This window comes from Streptomonospora nanhaiensis (assembly GCF_026642255.1).
Classification (GTDB): Bacteria; Actinomycetota; Actinomycetes; order Streptosporangiales; family Streptosporangiaceae; genus Nocardiopsis; species Nocardiopsis tropica.
Genome location: NZ_CP113264.1, coordinates 4,266,964 through 4,283,014 on the forward strand (window position 1 = coordinate 4,266,964; position 16,051 = coordinate 4,283,014).

Below are 16,051 nucleotides of genomic sequence, written 5' to 3' on the forward strand. Positions count from 1 at the left end.
AGTCCCGCGCGGGCAGGGAGGTTCGCACCGGCCTTCCGCCGGGGCGAGCCACTCCCGCAGCCGTCCTCGCCCACAGGTGCGTGGCCGGACGGTGCACCACCTGACCGTGTCCGATCCGCACCCCGGCGGCGCCGGCCGACTCCTCACGGCGGCGCAGGGCCGCGGCCAGGTACTCGGGTGCGGACGCGGCGGCGGTGGTTCCGGTCCGGTCGGTCATGACACCGGCCCTGCGCAGGAGTACCCACCGACGGGCAGGCTGCGGTGTCCCGGCCGGGACGCCGTGCCGCCGGGGACCGAACCGCAGCGGTGACCGGGTTCGTCGGCTTCTCAGGCGCGTGCGTCGGTGTTCCCGGCGCCGGCCCGGATGGAGTCGATCATCATGCGCACGAGCTGGTCCCCGTTGATCTTCCACTTCTCCTTCGCCAGGTGGCCGCTGAGCTCCAGCCCGGCAATGCCGTGCGCGCTCGACATCAGCAGGGCGCCGTAGCTGAGTGAGTCCGCTTCGCCGACCACGTCGGCGACGATGGCGAGGAACGCGTTCTCCAGGCGGCTCGCGGCCTCGACGGCCTCCGGGTCGTCCGCCGGGGTGCTGAACATCAGTGCGTACAGGTGCGGTTGGCGTCGGCCGACCCCGATGAGCTCCAGCACGGCGTGCTCGAGCCGTTCGCCGGGGGTCGTGTCCGGTGCGGCCCTCAGCTGTTCCACCTTGTCCGCCAGGGAGTTCCAGGCGTCGATGGCGAGCCTGGTCAGCAGGTGCTCCTTGTTCTCGAAGTGCCCGTAGGGTGCGCCGCGGGAGACCCCGGCGCGGGCCCCCACACCCCGGAGCGTCACCGCGTCGGGTCCCCCCTCGTCGAGCAGTTCGGATGCGGCGCGCACGAGGGCGCTGCGGGTCGCCGCGGCTGCTTCGGTTCGCGTCACCATGGGGCACATTCTACTTGACAGCGTCACATCAAGACCCCACAGTGTTCGCATGACACAGTCACACGAATTGCCCGTCGATGAGAACCGCCTGCGCCGTCTGCTGGACCGCGCCGAGATCAGCGACGTCCAGCTCCGCTACGCCACGGGAACCGACTCCCGTGACTGGGAGCTGTTCCGGAGCTGCTTCACCGACGAGGTCGAGGTCGACTTCAGTGACGGCTTCGGCCAACCAGTCGTCCGCCTCAAGGCCGACGACTGGGTCAGGGGGACCGCACCGAGGATGGAGTCGTTCAAGGCGACGCAGCACATGATCACGAACCACGTGATCACCTTCGACGACGACGATCACGCCACAGGCGTGGCCTACGTCCGAGCCGGTCACCACCTGCCGAACAGCACCGGCGACAGCGAGCAGACCGTCTACGGGTACTACACGAACCGGTTCGAACGGACCCCGGCCGGCTGGCGGATCTCCAAGGTCAAGCTGACGGCCCTGTGGATGACCGGGAACTTCGGCGTCTTCCAGGCGGCCCTCACCCCGGAGGCCGAGCCCGCGCGAGCCCACTCGGGCAGCTGACGGGCGGCTCCGGGAAGTCGCTCAGGCCTCGACGCCGTCCACGGCCTCGCCGGCAGGACCGCTCTCCGCTCCGGGAACACTGCTGTCGGGACCGACGGTCTTGCCCATCCACGTCTCCGCGCGCCACCCTTCGGCGGGAGAACCGGAGAGGACGACGACGCCGGTGTTCTCCAGCACGTGGGCCGACGCGAACGCGACGTCGACGTTCTCGGCGCGGGCCGCCACCCACATGCGGATGACGGCGCCGTGGCTGACCATGGCCACCGTCCGCGCCCCGGTGGCCGCGGCCTCCTCGACCACGGCGTCGAAGCGCCGGAGGGCCTCGACCCCGTTCTCCCCGCCAGGCATGCGGAGCCCGGTCTCCCCCGCGGACCAGGCGAAGGCGGTGCTCAGGTACGTCTCGGCGGCGAGCTCGTCACCCCGCATCTCCAGGTCGCCGGCGATCAGTTCCCGGATGCCGTCCCGCACCCGGACCTCGAGCCCCGTGTCGGCCGCCAGCGGTGCGGCGGTGAGCTGGGTGCGGATCAGCGTGGAGGCGTAGAGGGCGTCGATCTCCTCGCCCGCCAGCACTCCGGGAAGTGCCGCCGCCTGCTGCTGGCCCAGCGGGGTCAGCCCCGGACCTGGTTCTGCCGTGTCCAGGAGGTGCTTGAGGTTGGACGGGGTCTGGCCGTGGCGGACGAGCAGCAAGCGCATGTGAACGGATCGGTCTCCAGAGAGGGCGGTCGTGGTGGTCCCACTCTGGCATCCGTGCGACAGACCCGTGTCGGCGGGTTCCGGCAACCCGCCCTGGGCCCGGGGTGCGGGGTCGGTGGGGCGGGGCGCGGCCGTGCGCTGCCGCCTCGGCCCCGGGTCCGTACTGCGCGGTCCCGGGGCCGGGCGCGGACCCCCTGCGGCATCAGCCGAGGGGGGCGTCCTCGTCCCGCAGCACGTCCAGGACGGGGGCGTACATGCGGGACTTGATGGTGCCCATGGTGGCGGCGTCCTTGGCGGCCAGGGAGCGGGCCAGTTCGACGGCGGTGGGGCGCACGTCCTGCTCGGACACGGCCCGGTCCACGATGCCGGCCGCCTCGGCGTCGTTGCCGCCGTAGCGGCGGGCGGTCAGCATGGCCTCGTGCGCGGTCTGCGGCGCCAGACGCGCCTGGATGAGCGCCGACATGCCCGGGGTGAAGGGGATGTTGATGTCGGCCTCGGGCAGGCACCAGAAGCCGCGGTCGGCGCGCATCACGCGCAGGTCGTGGGCGAGGGAGAACATGGCGCCGGCGGCGAAGGTGTGGCCCTGCAGGGCCGCCACCGTGGGCATCGGCAGGGCCAGCATGCGCGCGAACAGGTGGTGGACGTCGGCGACGTAGCCCTCGTGGTGGTCGGCATTGGCCATCAGCCAGTCCAGGTCCAGGCCGTTGGAGTAGAACTTCCCGGTGGCGGCGGTGACCAGGGCACGGGGTCCCTGGACCTGCTCGGCCTCGTCCAGGGCGGCGTTGACCGAGGCGATCCAGTCCGGGTGGAAGCGGTTCTCGCCGTCGCCCAGGTCGAGAACGAGGACCTCGTCGTGGCGTTCGAGTGTGGGCATGGTGCTCCTTGTCGTGGTGGCGGACGGTGTCAGGGGCGGGACTGCCCCTCACCGGTGGCCCGGTGCGGGTGCGGAACGCGGGTCGGCGGGTCGTGGTCTTCCTCGCCGGAGGCTCGGAGCGGCGCGGTGCCGCGCCCGGCACGGCGCACGACCGCTGTGCCCTCGGTTGCGGCGAAGGCGGCCGGGCGTTCGCTGCGCGGCACGGGCAGCCCGCGGCTCCGGGACAGTGCGGCTCTGTGCACCGTCGCCTCGCGACCGCGGCTCCTTCCCGGCCCCATGTGCCGCCTTTCCGGACGTAGGGCTCCCCCGCTGGTGGGTATGCGCCGCACCCGGGAAGCTACCGGCAAGTAACTTATGACGGACAGCATAGAGCAGACAAGTTCACCCCGAGGCCGCGGAACCCGCGGACGCGGCCCCGCCGGGGCGGCCGGGAGGAGCGCCCGCCCGGAGTGCCCCGTCCGGCTCCCGCCGGGAACCGGGCGGGGCAGGGGCCCGGGCCCCCGGTCACGGACGGCGGCCCACGATGACGGAACTGTCCGCGTCATCGCAGGTCACGACGTCGGCGATCAGGCCGCCCCGGATGAAGGCGGACAGCGCCGGGGGCGCCTGGCCGGGGTGGGTCTGCACCAGCAGGCAGCCGCCGGGGGCCAGCCAGGGACGGGCCTGCGCGGCGATGCGGCGCACGACGTCGAGCCCGTCGGAGCCGCCGTCCAGCGAGATCCGCGACTCGTACTCGCGGGCCTCGGAGGGCAGCAGGGCGATCTCTCGGGTGGGGACGTAGGGGGCGTTGGCGACCAGCACGTCCACGCGGCCGTACAGGGAGCGGGGCAGGGGCGCGAACAGGTCGCCCCGGTGAACGTGCCCGCCCAGGGGGGCGAGGTTGCGGCGGGCGCAGCGGACGCTGGCGGTGTCGATGTCCGCGGCGTGCAGCTCCACACCCCCGCGTTCGCTCGCCAGGGCGGCGCCCAGGGCGCCGGTGCCGCAGCACAGGTCCACGAGAACGGCGCCGGGGCGGGTGAGGGCGAGGGCCTGTTCGACGTGGAACTCGCTGCGCGGGCGGGGGACGAACACGCCGGGTTCCACGACCAGGCGCAGGCCGCGGAAACGGGCCCAGCCCAGGACGTGTTCGAGCGGGGAGCCGGTGACGCGCCGGTCGACCAGGCGTGTGAGTTCGTCGGGGGTGCGCGCGGCGGCGGCGATCAGCGCCGCCTCCTCCTCCGCGAACACGCATCCCGCCCGGCGCAGGCGGGCGACGGTCTCGGAAGGTGTCGGGAGCGGCTGTGGCAAGTGGTGCTGGGAGAACTGCGGAGGCAAGGGAGCCTTTCGGGGTGCCCGGGGGCGCTCCCGCGCTCACCTACGCCGTGCGAGGTGGGTGACCGCGGGGTGGAAGCGCCCGTCCTGCTGCTGCGGTGATCGGTCCCACCTCCTCGGTCGTGGTGTGCGGGGCGACATTACACCACGGGGCGCCGGCCGGGTCAGACGGCCGGGGCCGGCGGTCGCGTGTCGGCCCCGTCGCCGGTGAACGGCCCGGGGCCCGAGGGAACGACACCTGCGCGCGACACCTCCGGGGGTCACCACGGAATCCGGCTGTGGCCCCCGTTGGCGGCGCCGGTTCGTCAGGGCGCCGGTTCGTCCTGTTCGCGGCCCCGGGTTCGTGGCCGTGCCGCACGAGTCCTTCTCCGCGGAGCAGAGCGCCCGCTCCCCCGACGAGCTGTCGGTGGCCGACTCGAACGCTGCTTCCGGGCCCTCGCCGGCGCTCACCGCCGGAAGCGGTGCGGGGGCGCGGAGGAAGCCGGGTCCGCCCGCTACGGCCGTGGGCGGACCCGGCGCACTCCGCGTCAGGGCCTGATGAGGACCTTCAGGCTCGTGCGGTCGTCCATGTCCTTGTAGCCGGCGGGCACGCCGTCCAGGTCGGTGGTGGCGTCGAAGACCCTGCCCGGCTCGATGGTCCCGTCCAGGATGTCGGGCAGCAGCTCCTCGATGTAGGCGCGTACCGGCGCGGGCCCGCCCGCCAGGCGGATGTTGTGCCGGAACAGGCTCGCGAAGCCGATCGGCGCCTGCTCGTACTGCGGGACGCCCACACGGCTGATCACGCCGCCGGGGCGCACCACACCGAGCGCCTGCTCGTAGGCGGGCATGTGTCCGACCGCTTCGAGGACGGCGTGCGAGCCGTGGCCGCCGGTGAGTTCGCGGACCCTGGCGATGCCCTCCTCGCCGCGCTCGGCGACGACGTCGGTGGCGCCGAACTCCCGGCCCAGGTCGGTGCGGTCGGTGTGGCGGCCCATGAGGACGATCTGCTCGGCCCCCAGGCGCTTGGCCGAGAGCACCGCCATCAGGCCCACCGCGCCGTCACCTATCACGGTGACGCGCTGACCGGGGGCCACGCCTGCGGCCCTGGCGGCGTGGTGGCCGGTGCCCAGCACGTCGGCCAGGGTGAGCAGCGAAGGGATCAGGGCCGAGTCGGGCGCGACCGGCAGCTTCACCAGGGTGCCGTCGGCCAGCGGCACACGGACCGCCTCGGCCTGGCCGCCTTCGTCGGGGATGCCGTCCCAGAAGCCGGCCTCGTGGTGGGAGCAGGAGGTCTGCAGGTTCTCCCGGCAGAACTCGCACACGTCGTCGGAGACGGCGAACGGTGAGACGACCAGGTCGCCCCTGGTGAGCGTGGCCACGTCCGGGCCGACCTCCTCGACGACGCCGATCAGTTCGTGCCCCATCCGGGCGGGGCCCTCGGCTGAGGCCATGGAGCGGTAGGGGTGCAGGTCGCTGCCGCAGACACAGGACGCGGTGATGCGGACCAGGGCGTCGGTGGGGTGTTGGATCCGGGAGTCGGGCACGTTCTCGACGCGGACGTCCCCGGCTCGGTACATGAGGGTGGCGCGCATGGTCGCTCTCTCTTTCGGTGGTGCTCTTGGTCGGGAACCGCCGGGTGCGGCGGAGGTGTGCGGGTCAGGAGAGGGCGTTCGCGGCCTCGGGGCCCGCCGCCGTGTCACGGCGGCGCCGGATCACGGCCAGTGCGGTCGCGGGGATGAGTGTCAGTGCGGCGATGGCCGTTCCGACGACGAGGGGGCCTGTGGTGCCCAGGCCGGTGCCGAGGGCGATGCCGCCGATCCAGGAGGCGGCCGCGGTGCCGAAGTTGAAGGCCGCGACGCTGAGGGAGGACCCCAGGGTGGGCGCGTGGGCGGCGTAGCGGACCGCCAGCGAGATCAGCACCGGGTTCGCGCCGAGGCCGAACAGCCCGAGCAGGACGAGGAGGATCGTCGTCGGGACCGGCGCGCTGGCGACGAGGCAGAGCGTCAACAGGATCAGTGCGGTCGCCGACGGCGCGACGATCGTCACCGTGTGCGGGCGGGTGTCGCCGAGACGGCCGCCCAGGACGGACCCGAGGAGTGAGCCGACGCCGAAGCCGGCGAGTACCAGTGGAACGAGGCCCGAGGGGATGCCCGTCTGCCCGGTGAGCAGCGGGGCGACGTAGGAGTACGCGGCCAGGACACCGCCGGTCGTGGCCGCGCAGGCCGCCAACGCCAGCCACAGTCGTCCGGAGCGCAGAGCGGTCAGCTCCGAGCGGATCGACATCGACCGGTGCCCGCCGTCGCGGGGAACGTGGCGGGCGATCACGGGCATCGCCACGACCGCGAGGACCGCCAGCGCCCAGAACGTGCCGCGCCAGCCGACGAGCTGTCCGGCGAACGCGCCGAGCGGAACGCCCAGGACGGTCGCGAGCATCCCTCCGGCATTGACGACGCCCACGGCCCGCGAGCCCGCTCCCGGGCCGGCGACGCGGGTGGCGACCACCGCGGCCACGGCCCAGAACGCACCGGTCGCCAGCGCTGTGAGGAAGCGTGCGGCGAGCAGCACCCCGAAGTCGGAGCCGACGGCGACGATCACGTGCCCGAGGGCGAACACTCCCAGGGCGAGCACGAGCGTCACCCGCTGCGGCATCCGCAGGGTCAGCATCGCCATGAGCGGTGCGCCCACGATCATGCCTGCCGCGAAAACCGTGATGAGCATTCCCGCCCGGGCGACGCTCACCCGCACGTCGGCGGCGATGTCGGGCAGGATCCCGGCCACGACGAACTCCGTCGTGAGCATCAGGAACGTTCCCAGCGCCAGGGCGTAGACGACGAAGGGGAGACGGGACGAACGGCTCTTATGGGAAACCCGTGCGGCTTCGTCGTGCATGGCGAACCTCGTGTCGTGGTGGTGCCTTCGCTGTCACCACCCACTTCACCGGCCTCCGCCGACGCGGAGAAGGTTGCGTTTGTGGGGGTACAACCTCAACCCCCCTGAGGCGCTCACCTGCGCCTATCGTGGACGGCATGGACAATCGCGCGGACATCAGGGGCTTCCTCGCCAGTCGACGGGCCAAGTTGTCCCCGGAACAGGTCGGGCTTCCCCCCGGTACCCGCCGCCGTGTCCCCGGACTGCGTCGCGAGGAGGTCGCCGTCCTGGCCGGTGTGAGCATCGAGTGGTACACCCGTCTGGAGAAGGGCCACATCGCGGGTGTGTCCGAAGAGGTGCTCGACGCTGTCGCCCACGCGCTGCGCCTCGACGACGAGGAGCGCACCCACCTGTTCGACCTGGCCCGCGCCGCACGTCCGGCCCACCGCAGGGCGACCCGCCGCCGCGAGGTCGCCCTCGCGCCGCCCGTGCAGTGGATGCTGGACTCCATCACGATGTCGGCGGCGTTCGTGCGCAACGGCCGACTCGACGTGGTCGCGACGAACGCCCTCGCCAGGGCCCTGCACGCGCCGATGTTCGCCAGCCCGACGACGGCCGCCCACGGGCGGGCCAACTTCGCCCGCTACCACTTCCTCGACCCGGCCTCCCGTGACTTCTTCGCGGACTGGCAGGCGGGGGCCGCGATGACCGTGGCGCTGCTGCACGCCGAGGCCGGACGCGAACCCCACGACCGGGCGCTGCGTGAACTCATCGGTGAGCTGTCGACCCTCAGCGACGACTTCTGTTCCCTGTGGGCCTCGCACGACGTGCGCATCCGCCACGACGGCGTCAAACGCCTCCACCACCCGCAGGCGGGCGATCTGGAGCTGACCTTCCGGTCCCTGGACCTGCCGACCTCGCCGCGGGCCGTGCACGACCTCTCGCTCTACACCGCCGAACCGGGGACCCCGCACGAGGAGCGGCTCAAGCTCCTCGCGAGCTGGTCCGCGCCCCGCACGGCCTCCAGGCGGGAGGACCGGGATCCGCTGACCGCTCCCGAGACCGGGTCGGGCCGGAACTGACGCCCGGGAGGTCCTCGGGGCGGGTCGAGCTTCCGAAGTCCTTCGTTCGCGGAAGCGGACCGCCGGTGGGCTTCCGGGAACACACGGACCGAGCGGCCGCACCGCACCACTGCCCTGCCCGGCGTCCGGGCCCGCCGCCGACCGAGGGGCGGCCACGTCCGGTGGTGGTCCTCCTCGCCACCTTCCGGCGCACGGGGTTCCCCGCACACCCGAGGAAGTCAACTGGAGTTGACCACTGACGTGAGTCAACATAGGTTGACTCCATGGCGGACGACAAGGGTTTCAAAAGCAACGGCGCACCGACGCCGATCACCGTCGACGTGGGCGGGCACGCGCTGTGCGCGCGCATCGTCGGCGAGGGCCCCACGGTGGTCCTGGAGAGCGGAGGCTCCGGCCAGGGCGTGGGCACCTGGGGCCGGGACCTGGAACGGAGGCTGGCCGAGCGGGCCACCGTGGTGACCTACGACCGGGCCGGCGTCGGCCGGTCCGGCGGAACACAGGCCGCCACCGTCACCGAGGCGGCCGACGGCCTGCACCGGCTCGTGCACGCCCTGGGCCTGGAACTGCCCGCGGTGTTCCTCGGCTGGTCCTACGGCGGGCTCGTCACCCAGGTCCACGCGGCCCGCCACCCCGAGGACGTGTCAGGGCTGGTGTTCGTGGACCCGACCGCCGCCGGAACCCCTCCGGGCTCGGGCCCGGTACGCCGCCTGTCGTTCGGTGCGGTGTCGCGGCTGCTGCGCCTGCGTGCCGCGTTCGGCGGCCGGAACGCACAGGAGCTGCGCGAGCTGGCGACCATCCTGGCAGGGATGCCGCAGGCCATGGAGGAGACCGCCCGGGTGCGGCGGGAGGTCGGGCTGCCGCCGGTACCCGTGCGCGTCGTGACGGCGGGCAGACGTCCGCGTATGCCCCGGGCGCACCTGGAGCACCTGAACGCCGACCACCTCGCCCTGGCCGCGCAGTCCCCGCAGGGCCGGGTGGTCGTCGCCGAGCGGGCCGGCCACCAGATCCCCTACGAGCAGCCCGAGGCGGTCCTCCAGGCGCTCGACGAGGTGCTGGAGGCGACGCGGGCCTGACACGCCGTCCGGTGGGAGGCGGTTCCCTGCCGGGTGAGCCGGAAAGGGACCGCGGTGCAACGCTCTCGCTGCTCGGAGGGCAGGCCGATCCGGCCGTGCGGAGCGGACCGGCGGACCGGCGCCGTCTGCCTTGGTAGAGCCCAGCTCCGGGGGACGAGAGGTTCCCCGGCAGGCCGTATGTGTTTCGGCTCCGGGGGGGGCGCTCGCGCCGCCTTCGTCCCCGGCCCGCCCCGGGAAGACCGCAGAGGGCGCGTCGGGCCCCACCCGGAACCTCCACCGGGGCCCGACACCCGCGGGCCCTACCGCCAGAGCCCGGACCCGGTCCTCCCCCTGAACGATCAGTCCGACAGGCGGGCCACCACGGCGAACTGCCCCGAAGCCGGATCGTAGGGGGCGCCCGCCAGGTCGCCGTGCACCTCAGCGACTCCGAACCCGCTGTCGGCCAGCTCGGCGGCGAGCGTGTCGGGCGTGAAGTAGCGGACCCAGTTGCAGAAGACCCTCGTGTCGTCCGCTGTGACGATGTCGTAGCGGTCCAGGCCCACCCGCTCGTCGTCGTACCGGAAGGTGTGCCGGAAGCCGTGGTAGGGCCGGTCCGCCCAGAACCCGCCCATGAGGTCGGGGGCGTAGACGGCCCCCTCGCGGACCGGGTCCAGTGCCGGTTCGGCGTCCACGTCGAACAGGAAGACGCCTCCGTTGGCGAGGTGTCGGCGGACCACCCCGAGCAGCCGGGAACGGCCCTCGGGCGCCATCGCACAGTAGTCGCGCATCACCATCACGATCAGGTCGAAGCGCTCCCCCAGGTGCAGGGACAGGTAGTCGCGGCACAGGTGGTGGGCGTCCAGGCCCTCCGCCCGCGCGGTCTTCTCGGCGTGGTCGACGGAGAGCCGGGCGAAGTCCACCCCCAGCGCGTGCGCGCTGGCGCGCGCCAGACGGGTGGTGTACAACCCCGGGCCGCAGCCGAGGTCGGCCACGCGGGAACCGGCCCCCAGGCCGAAGTGCCCGACCATCCAGTCCGTGGCGCGGTCGACGAACTCGGCCCGGTGGGAGGCGGCCCCGACCTCGGGGGCGAGGTGGTTGGCGAGCATGCGCTCGGAGATGTGCGGGTCGGTCCACAGGTCCGCGGTGGTGACGAGGGCGTAGGGAGCGGGGCGCTCGGCCATGGCGGACAGGGCGGTGAAGAGGGAGTTCACGGGGTTCCTCCTGGTACGTGTGGGACCACCGGCGGGGACGCCCGAGGCGACTCACCCGGGCCCGGCGGTGGAGAAGAGCTGCGCACACGTTCAGGAGGACATGCCGGTCATCGTACCCAGCGGCCGATCCCCGCCGGCACCGGTCGATACTCGCCCGGCCCGGTGGCGAGGCCGGCGCCACAGGCCGGGTCAGCTGGTGAGCGCGCCCGGGTCAGGCATCGCAGGCCGGGTGGAACCGGTCCGAGGCCGAGGGGGGAAGATGTTCTTCGGGTCCTGCCCTGGGAAGGTTGTAGCCGGGGGCGTCGACGTCGGAGAAGCGTTCGTCCTGGTCGCTCAGCCCGTCCTCGCCACCGCCCAGCAGGGCGCCCGTCCCGTACACGCCGTCCCCCTCGTAGCGGTAGGACGCGAGGTCGGGGTGCTCGTCGTCGTCGAAGTCGACCACGCGCAGGCCGAACGTGGTCCCCAGGTCCAGTTCGTGGGTGCGCTGTCCGGTTCCCCGGTCCGAGAAGGGGCCCAGGCGCAGTTCGGCCACCCTGGAGGGGACCGGGTCGTCTCCTCCGACGGGGGCGGTGGCCGCGATCGCCAGGTCGAGCCACCCGTCGCCGTCGAAGTCGGCCACCGCCGCCATGACCTCCTCACCTGCTTCACGTGAGCTTCCGAGCAGGACGCCCGTGGTCCGCGGTTCCGCGAACCCGGATTCCTCGCCGAAGGCGATGGCCAGGTCGCTGCCTATGCCCCCGGTGCCGGAGATGCGGTCGGGGTGGCCGTCGTTGTCCACATCGGCGATCAGCCGGCCGTTGATATCCGAACACGGTGGGAAGGCGCTGGGCCCGGACGGCTCGAGCGGTGCCGGACGGAGGCAGCCGGTGAGTGCCAGCCCCAGGCCGGCTGCCACCCAGAGTCCTCGGTGCCGTCGGCTGGTGATCATCTCGTGTGCCCGTCCTCGGTGGGGTGTCGGCCAGAAAAGAAGAGTGTCACCGAGTGCGGGGCCACCCGCAAACCGCGCAGCCCCGGAGCGGACATCCGTGCCGGGGCCGCGCGCCGAGCGCAGCCGGCCGCTCGCCGGGGACTGTCAGGGTGCCGGCATGAGGCCGAGGGCGGCCAGCAGCGCCGGGACGGCCAGCAGGACAAGACCCAGCACGGCAGGTGCGCCGAGCACCCCGAGGACGGCGAAGCCCTTCCGGAGGCCGTTCCGCCGTGAGTGGGAGACCGCCAGGATCCCGAAACCGGCCGCGGCCAGCAGGAAGAGGAGCACGTAGCCGACACCGGCGGCGTCGATCTGGTCGACCCCGCCCGCCAGGCCGGAAACCATGCCGACCACCTGTACGACGCTGCCCGTGGCGTACAGGCCGAGCGTCGCGAAAACCGCCCACACCGCCACGGCCAGGAGAGCCGGGGGAACGAACGTCGGGCGTTTGGCGACCGACAGCAGCGCCACGGCAGCCCCCAGTGCCTTCAGCCCGACGACGAGCCAGTTCATCACGGTGATCGCGGAGCTGTAGTCGGCGTAGGCGCCGTCGGAGAAACGGTCGGTGATCTCGAAGACGACGTTGAAGACGGCGAACCCGACGCACCACAGGGCCATCAGCAGGCCGATCGCGGTCACGGCAGTGCCGGGTGGTGGAGGGACAGGGGAACGATCGGTTGTGGACGCAGTGGAGGAGGTCATTGCAGAAGCCAACACGGATCCCGTCGTCGACGCCTCCCCCGCGGGAGGGAGAACCACAGACCGCCCTCACGCCTCCGGGGGAACCACAGCCCTGCGGCGCGGTCGAGGACCGCGCCTCCGGGTACACCGACGCGTCCTCCGTCGGCGCGTGGCTGTCCCCGGGCCGCCGGGATCCCGAGGGAGGACCCCGACGGCCGACCTGCCTCAGCCCCGGGACCGTACCGGGCGATAGGTCAGCTTGCGCAGCAGTACCTCCGCCGGGCCCCGTCGGCCCGACCGCTCCAGCACGGCCGCCCCGGCCACGGTCGCCGCCCAGGTGACCACCGCCAGCAAGGAAACCGACCAGCTCGACAGGTGCGTGCCCAGGCCCAGTCCCCAGGCGGCCAGCACCGGTCCCCACACCAGCGACTGCGCCAGGTACCCGCTCATCGAGCGTCGCCCCAGGGCCCCGATCCACCGCACCGGCAGTGCCGTGGCCGCCGCACGCCCGCTCAACCGGTGCGCCACCAGACCGAACAGCGCCGCGTACCCGACCCCGGTGAAGATCCCGGCGACGAAGTGCACCCCCGTCAGCACCGACACCGGGCCGAACTCAAGAGACGTGGTGTGCTGGAGGGCCAGAACCGCGCCGGTGGTCCACCCCGCGGCGATGCCCCACAGCGCCAGCCGTCGCAGCAGCACCAGGTGCCGCCCCGGCTCGTCCAGCAGCCGGTGCCGCGCTGCCAGTACCCCCATGAGGAAAGCCGCCGGCAGCGCGGACTGCGCGATGCCGGTGATCGTCTGGACCACCCACACCGGGAGCCGCACGGCCGCCGAGACCGCATAGGACGGCTCGGCGATGCTGGCCCGCTGCACCTCGGCCGCCACCGCGCCGCCGGCATCGGTCGTGGCCAGCGCGCCCGCCAGGCTGACCAGCGCGGCCAGCCCCAGCAGAACCCCGATCCAGACCTTGAGCGTGCGGTCCGAGCGGTGGAAGAACAGCGGCACCATGACCAGGCCGATCAGCCCGTACATGCCGATGATGTCGCCCTGCCAGAGCAGCAGCGCGTGCACCGCCCCGAACACGATCATCCACAGGTGGCGTCGGCGCAGCAGTCTCCGCGTCTGAACGGCGCCGGCGCCCTTGGCCGTCTGGCGCGCGTACATCTGTCCGATGCCGTAGGCGAACAGGAACCCGAACATCGTGTAGACCCGGGCGTCCACCACGATCAGTGTGAAGGCCTGGGCGATCCTGTCGGCCGCACCCCCCTCCACCGGGTGCACCCCGACCGTGCCCGCCTGCGCGGTGTACAGGAAGTAGGGCACGTGGGCCAGGGCGATCAGCAGCAGCATCATGCCCCGGGCCAGGTCGGGAGCCAGGGACCGCTCCGACAGCGGCGTCGGGCGCACGGGGCCGGTGGACGGCGTCGGGGGGCGATCGGGGTCGCGGATGGTCACGGGTGTCCTTTCGATGGGGAGAGCGTCAGTTGGCCGCACCGTCGAGCAGCCAGGAGTAGCGCAGCCGGAGCGCGCGCTCGGCGCTGCCCAGGACGGCGCCGGCGCCGAGCGCGATGTCGAGCCAGAGCGGCAGTCGGACGGGGGAGGCGAAGGCGCCGACGGCCTCCTGGGCCGGGGGGATCTGTGAGACCGGTTCGATGATCTGGAGGAGGTTCAGGCCGACGCCGACGATGAGCAGGACCACCGAGACGGCCCCGATCCAGCGGCTCAGGGCCGGGTGCTCGCGGTCCAGGCGGGCGCGGCGCCCCTCGCCGGACCGGGGGTCGGGGGTGAGCCGGTGCTCCGCGCCGTCGTCGGTGACGTAGTGGCAGCGCTTGAGCCCGAAGCCGCTCGTGGCGACCTCGATGCGGCCTCCGGGGACGGGGAAGGACGCGGGGGTCTTGGACCGGGCGCTGTGTCGGCCGTCGAGGTACAGGTGCGCCCTGACCACTCCGTCCTCGGGCTCGCCCTGGTGCCGGACGTCGATCGTGTACTCGGCCTCGCGGCCGTCGTCGCCGGTGAGGCGCAGGTGGAACAGGGAGCGTCCGAACAGCTGCCACCAGCGGAAGCGCCGCAGTGCGTGTCCGTCCCCCTCCCTCAGGCGCCGTGCCGCCAGGCGGTTCCGCCACTGGCCGAGCATGCCCCTCCCCCGCCTTCCCGCGTCCCGGCGCCATCCCCCACCAATACACTGTGTTGGTGCCGTCGACAGACTAACACAGTGTATTAGTACGGCGTATTGGCAAGATGGGCGAAGGAGGTCCGATGACTGAGACGACCAGCGCGAAGACGAGTTCTCGCGACAAGATCCTGATTGCGGCCGCGGCGATGCTGGGCGAGGATCCGACGGCACGGCTGAGCGTGCGGGCGGTCGCCGCCAGGGCCGGGGTGAGTACCGGCTCCCTGCGGCACCACTTCCCGACGCAGCACGCCCTGCAGGACGCGGTGCTCGCGGGGATCTACGAGACGGTGTTCCCCGGTGACCCCATCCACGACACGGCGCTGCCCGCACGGGACCGGCTGGTCGCCTGCATGCGACAGCTCCTCGCACCCGCAGAGACCGGCGAGGAGGCGAGGAAGACCTGGGCCACGATGTACGAGACGTACTTCGCCTGCGAGCCGACCGAGGAGGCACGGCAGGCCTACCTGGGCATCGAACGCCAGATGCGGCACCGCGTGGAGCACTGGCTGTCGGTCCTGGTCGACGAGGGGGTGCTGCCCCGCGGTGACAACGCACCACGCGCGAGGTTCCTGCTCACCGTCGTCAACGGCCTGACGTTGGAGCGGGCGCTTCCGAGCACGGAGGCCCTGCTCGCGTCGGAGACCGCGACCCTCTTCACCGCCGCCGACAGCGTTCTGCGCGGCTGAGGACCATGCGCCGTGCGTCACGTGAGCCGCCCGCCCGTGAGCGTGGACCGCTGAGGACGGCCCCGGCACGGGGTGGGCCGGTGTCCTGATCCGGCCACCGCCGTCAGTCGTCGGCGGGATGGGACCGGGTAAGGAGCGGACCACCGTCACTCCGCGGAGGGCCGCTATGCCTGTGATGTTGCTGATCGTGGCCGGGTGCGCGCTCGCGTCCGCCTGGCTGCTGTGGGTCGTGGTCGGCTCCTACAGCAAGATGGTCAGCGCCTCCGAGGAGAAGCGCCTCAAGGACCGCGACGACACACTCACGCAGGTGGCGGCGACGTCCTCCGGCGGCAGCGCGGCCATGACCCTGATCCTGCTCGCGCACGCGCACGCGCACGCGCAGCCGGAGAGCACCGGCACGAAGGGCTTCCTGGCGATACTGGCCGTGTACGTGCTCGTCTGCGCCGGGTGCGTCTGGGCGACCGACCACCTGGACGGGGCCCGCCACCGGAACCGCATCCGCGACCTCCTGACCATTGCGATGTGGGCTGCCGCCGGGGCCGCCTTCCTGGCCCTGGTCGGGGCCCTCACCCATCCAGGCGCCCGGGAGGTGGTCGGCGACGTGGTCGGCGCGGTCGGCGCGTTTCTCGAGGGCCTGCTGACCCTGGTGGCCATAGTCGTGACGATCGTCGTGACACTCGGGTTCATGGTCCTCGTGGGCGGGGAGGACCAGAACACTCCTCGGCGCCCCAAGGGGATGAGCAGGCAGGTGTGGAACCGGCAGCAGCGGGAGTGGCGGGAGTACAAGCGCAAGCACGGCATCGACCGCAGCGGCGGCGCGGGCTACAGCGGCGGCTCCGGTGACGGGGGCGACGGAGGAGACGGCGGGGACTGATCGCCGTCCCGCCCGCCGATATCTCCCCCTTCGAGCGCACCGTCGGAGGCACAGCCCCCAGGAGAGGATCTGCCGGTGGAGCCGAGAACTGCCCCGACA

Annotated in this window: 16 protein-coding genes; 5 read left to right on the forward strand and 11 right to left on the reverse strand. The window is 72.7% G+C overall.

Annotation, left to right across the window (positions count from 1 at the left end):
• Positions 1–327 precede the first annotated feature (327 nt).
• Positions 328–921 (reverse strand): TetR/AcrR family transcriptional regulator, encoded by a 594-nt coding sequence (locus OUQ99_RS18505; RefSeq protein ID WP_267945025.1) that lies wholly within the window; start codon positions 919–921, stop codon positions 328–330.
• Between the two features lie 49 nt (positions 922–970).
• Here OUQ99_RS18505 and OUQ99_RS18510 point away from each other — a divergent pair, with 49 nt between their 5' ends.
• A complete protein-coding gene (locus OUQ99_RS18510) occupies positions 971–1,498 on the forward strand; it encodes a nuclear transport factor 2 family protein (RefSeq protein ID WP_267945026.1) in 528 nt (175 codons plus the stop codon).
• 21 nt (positions 1,499–1,519) lie between these two features.
• Here OUQ99_RS18510 and OUQ99_RS18515 read toward each other — a convergent pair whose 3' ends face one another.
• The 5 genes from OUQ99_RS18515 to OUQ99_RS18535 all read right to left on the reverse strand — a co-directional run bounded on the left by OUQ99_RS18515 (position 1,520) and on the right by OUQ99_RS18535 (position 7,244).
• Positions 1,520–2,191: a histidine phosphatase family protein gene (locus OUQ99_RS18515; protein ID WP_267945027.1), complete on the reverse strand. Its 672-nt coding sequence runs from the start codon at positions 2,189–2,191 to the stop codon at positions 1,520–1,522.
• A gap of 202 nt (positions 2,192–2,393) precedes the next feature.
• Positions 2,394–3,065, reverse strand: coding sequence for an enoyl-CoA hydratase-related protein (locus tag OUQ99_RS18520; protein ID WP_267945028.1), 672 nt, complete (start codon positions 3,063–3,065; stop codon positions 2,394–2,396).
• A gap of 504 nt (positions 3,066–3,569) precedes the next feature.
• The gene (locus OUQ99_RS18525) at positions 3,570–4,352 is read right to left on the reverse strand and encodes a putative protein N(5)-glutamine methyltransferase (protein ID WP_267945029.1); all 783 of its coding nucleotides are present in this window, start codon (positions 4,350–4,352) and stop codon (positions 3,570–3,572) included.
• 551 nt (positions 4,353–4,903) lie between these two features.
• The gene (locus OUQ99_RS18530; RefSeq protein WP_267945030.1) at positions 4,904–5,947 is read right to left on the reverse strand and encodes a zinc-dependent alcohol dehydrogenase family protein; all 1,044 of its coding nucleotides are present in this window, start codon (positions 5,945–5,947) and stop codon (positions 4,904–4,906) included.
• A gap of 64 nt (positions 5,948–6,011) precedes the next feature.
• On the reverse strand, positions 6,012–7,244 hold the full coding sequence (locus OUQ99_RS18535; RefSeq protein ID WP_267945031.1) for an MFS transporter: 1,233 nt from the start codon (positions 7,242–7,244) through the stop codon (positions 6,012–6,014).
• A gap of 137 nt (positions 7,245–7,381) precedes the next feature.
• Between OUQ99_RS18535 and OUQ99_RS18540 the strand changes: the two genes are divergently transcribed.
• Both OUQ99_RS18540 and OUQ99_RS18545 read left to right on the forward strand, forming a co-directional pair.
• Positions 7,382–8,305: a helix-turn-helix transcriptional regulator gene (locus tag OUQ99_RS18540; protein ID WP_267945032.1), complete on the forward strand. Its 924-nt coding sequence runs from the start codon at positions 7,382–7,384 to the stop codon at positions 8,303–8,305.
• Between the two features lie 263 nt (positions 8,306–8,568).
• A complete protein-coding gene (locus OUQ99_RS18545; RefSeq protein ID WP_267945033.1) occupies positions 8,569–9,378 on the forward strand; it encodes an alpha/beta fold hydrolase in 810 nt (269 codons plus the stop codon).
• A gap of 338 nt (positions 9,379–9,716) precedes the next feature.
• Here the strand turns inward: OUQ99_RS18545 and OUQ99_RS18550 are convergent, their stop codons facing one another.
• From OUQ99_RS18550 to OUQ99_RS18570, 5 genes are all read right to left on the reverse strand, one after another.
• Positions 9,717–10,568, reverse strand: a complete 852-nt coding sequence (locus OUQ99_RS18550) for an SAM-dependent methyltransferase (protein ID WP_267945034.1) — start codon at positions 10,566–10,568, stop codon at positions 9,717–9,719.
• A gap of 211 nt (positions 10,569–10,779) precedes the next feature.
• On the reverse strand, positions 10,780–11,346 hold the full coding sequence (locus OUQ99_RS18555; protein WP_267945035.1) for an FG-GAP repeat domain-containing protein: 567 nt from the start codon (positions 11,344–11,346) through the stop codon (positions 10,780–10,782).
• Between the two features lie 294 nt (positions 11,347–11,640).
• Entirely contained in the window at positions 11,641–12,174 is a 534-nt protein-coding gene (locus OUQ99_RS18560) for a hypothetical protein (RefSeq protein ID WP_267945036.1), read from the reverse strand.
• 267 nt (positions 12,175–12,441) lie between these two features.
• Positions 12,442–13,674, reverse strand: coding sequence for a DUF418 domain-containing protein (locus tag OUQ99_RS18565; protein WP_267945037.1), 1,233 nt, complete (start codon positions 13,672–13,674; stop codon positions 12,442–12,444).
• A gap of 25 nt (positions 13,675–13,699) precedes the next feature.
• The gene (locus OUQ99_RS18570; RefSeq protein ID WP_267945038.1) at positions 13,700–14,353 is read right to left on the reverse strand and encodes a hypothetical protein; all 654 of its coding nucleotides are present in this window, start codon (positions 14,351–14,353) and stop codon (positions 13,700–13,702) included.
• Between the two features lie 122 nt (positions 14,354–14,475).
• Here OUQ99_RS18570 and OUQ99_RS18575 point away from each other — a divergent pair, with 122 nt between their 5' ends.
• Positions 14,476–15,078, forward strand: coding sequence for a TetR/AcrR family transcriptional regulator (locus OUQ99_RS18575; protein WP_267945039.1), 603 nt, complete (start codon positions 14,476–14,478; stop codon positions 15,076–15,078).
• 166 nt (positions 15,079–15,244) lie between these two features.
• Positions 15,245–15,952, forward strand: coding sequence for a hypothetical protein (locus tag OUQ99_RS18580; protein WP_267945040.1), 708 nt, complete (start codon positions 15,245–15,247; stop codon positions 15,950–15,952).
• The last annotated feature ends 99 nt before the right edge of the window (positions 15,953–16,051 follow it).

What these genes read in the sequence shown, in the direction of transcription:
- OUQ99_RS18505 (WP_267945025.1), bottom strand. Translation starts at nt 921, where the DNA reads ATGGTGACGCGAACCGAAGCAGCCGCGGCGACCCGCAGCGCCCTCGTG.
- OUQ99_RS18510 (WP_267945026.1), top strand. Translation starts at nt 971, where the DNA reads ATGACACAGTCACACGAATTGCCCGTCGATGAGAACCGCCTGCGCCGT.
- OUQ99_RS18515 (WP_267945027.1), bottom strand. Translation starts at nt 2,191, where the DNA reads ATGCGCTTGCTGCTCGTCCGCCACGGCCAGACCCCGTCCAACCTCAAG.
- OUQ99_RS18520 (WP_267945028.1), bottom strand. Translation starts at nt 3,065, where the DNA reads ATGCCCACACTCGAACGCCACGACGAGGTCCTCGTTCTCGACCTGGGC.
- OUQ99_RS18530 (WP_267945030.1), bottom strand. Translation starts at nt 5,947, where the DNA reads ATGCGCGCCACCCTCATGTACCGAGCCGGGGACGTCCGCGTCGAGAAC.
- OUQ99_RS18535 (WP_267945031.1), bottom strand. Translation starts at nt 7,244, where the DNA reads ATGCACGACGAAGCCGCACGGGTTTCCCATAAGAGCCGTTCGTCCCGT.
- OUQ99_RS18540 (WP_267945032.1), top strand. Translation starts at nt 7,382, where the DNA reads ATGGACAATCGCGCGGACATCAGGGGCTTCCTCGCCAGTCGACGGGCC.
- OUQ99_RS18545 (WP_267945033.1), top strand. Translation starts at nt 8,569, where the DNA reads ATGGCGGACGACAAGGGTTTCAAAAGCAACGGCGCACCGACGCCGATC.
- OUQ99_RS18570 (WP_267945038.1), bottom strand. Translation starts at nt 14,353, where the DNA reads ATGCTCGGCCAGTGGCGGAACCGCCTGGCGGCACGGCGCCTGAGGGAG.
- OUQ99_RS18575 (WP_267945039.1), top strand. Translation starts at nt 14,476, where the DNA reads ATGACTGAGACGACCAGCGCGAAGACGAGTTCTCGCGACAAGATCCTG.
- OUQ99_RS18580 (WP_267945040.1), top strand. Translation starts at nt 15,245, where the DNA reads ATGCCTGTGATGTTGCTGATCGTGGCCGGGTGCGCGCTCGCGTCCGCC.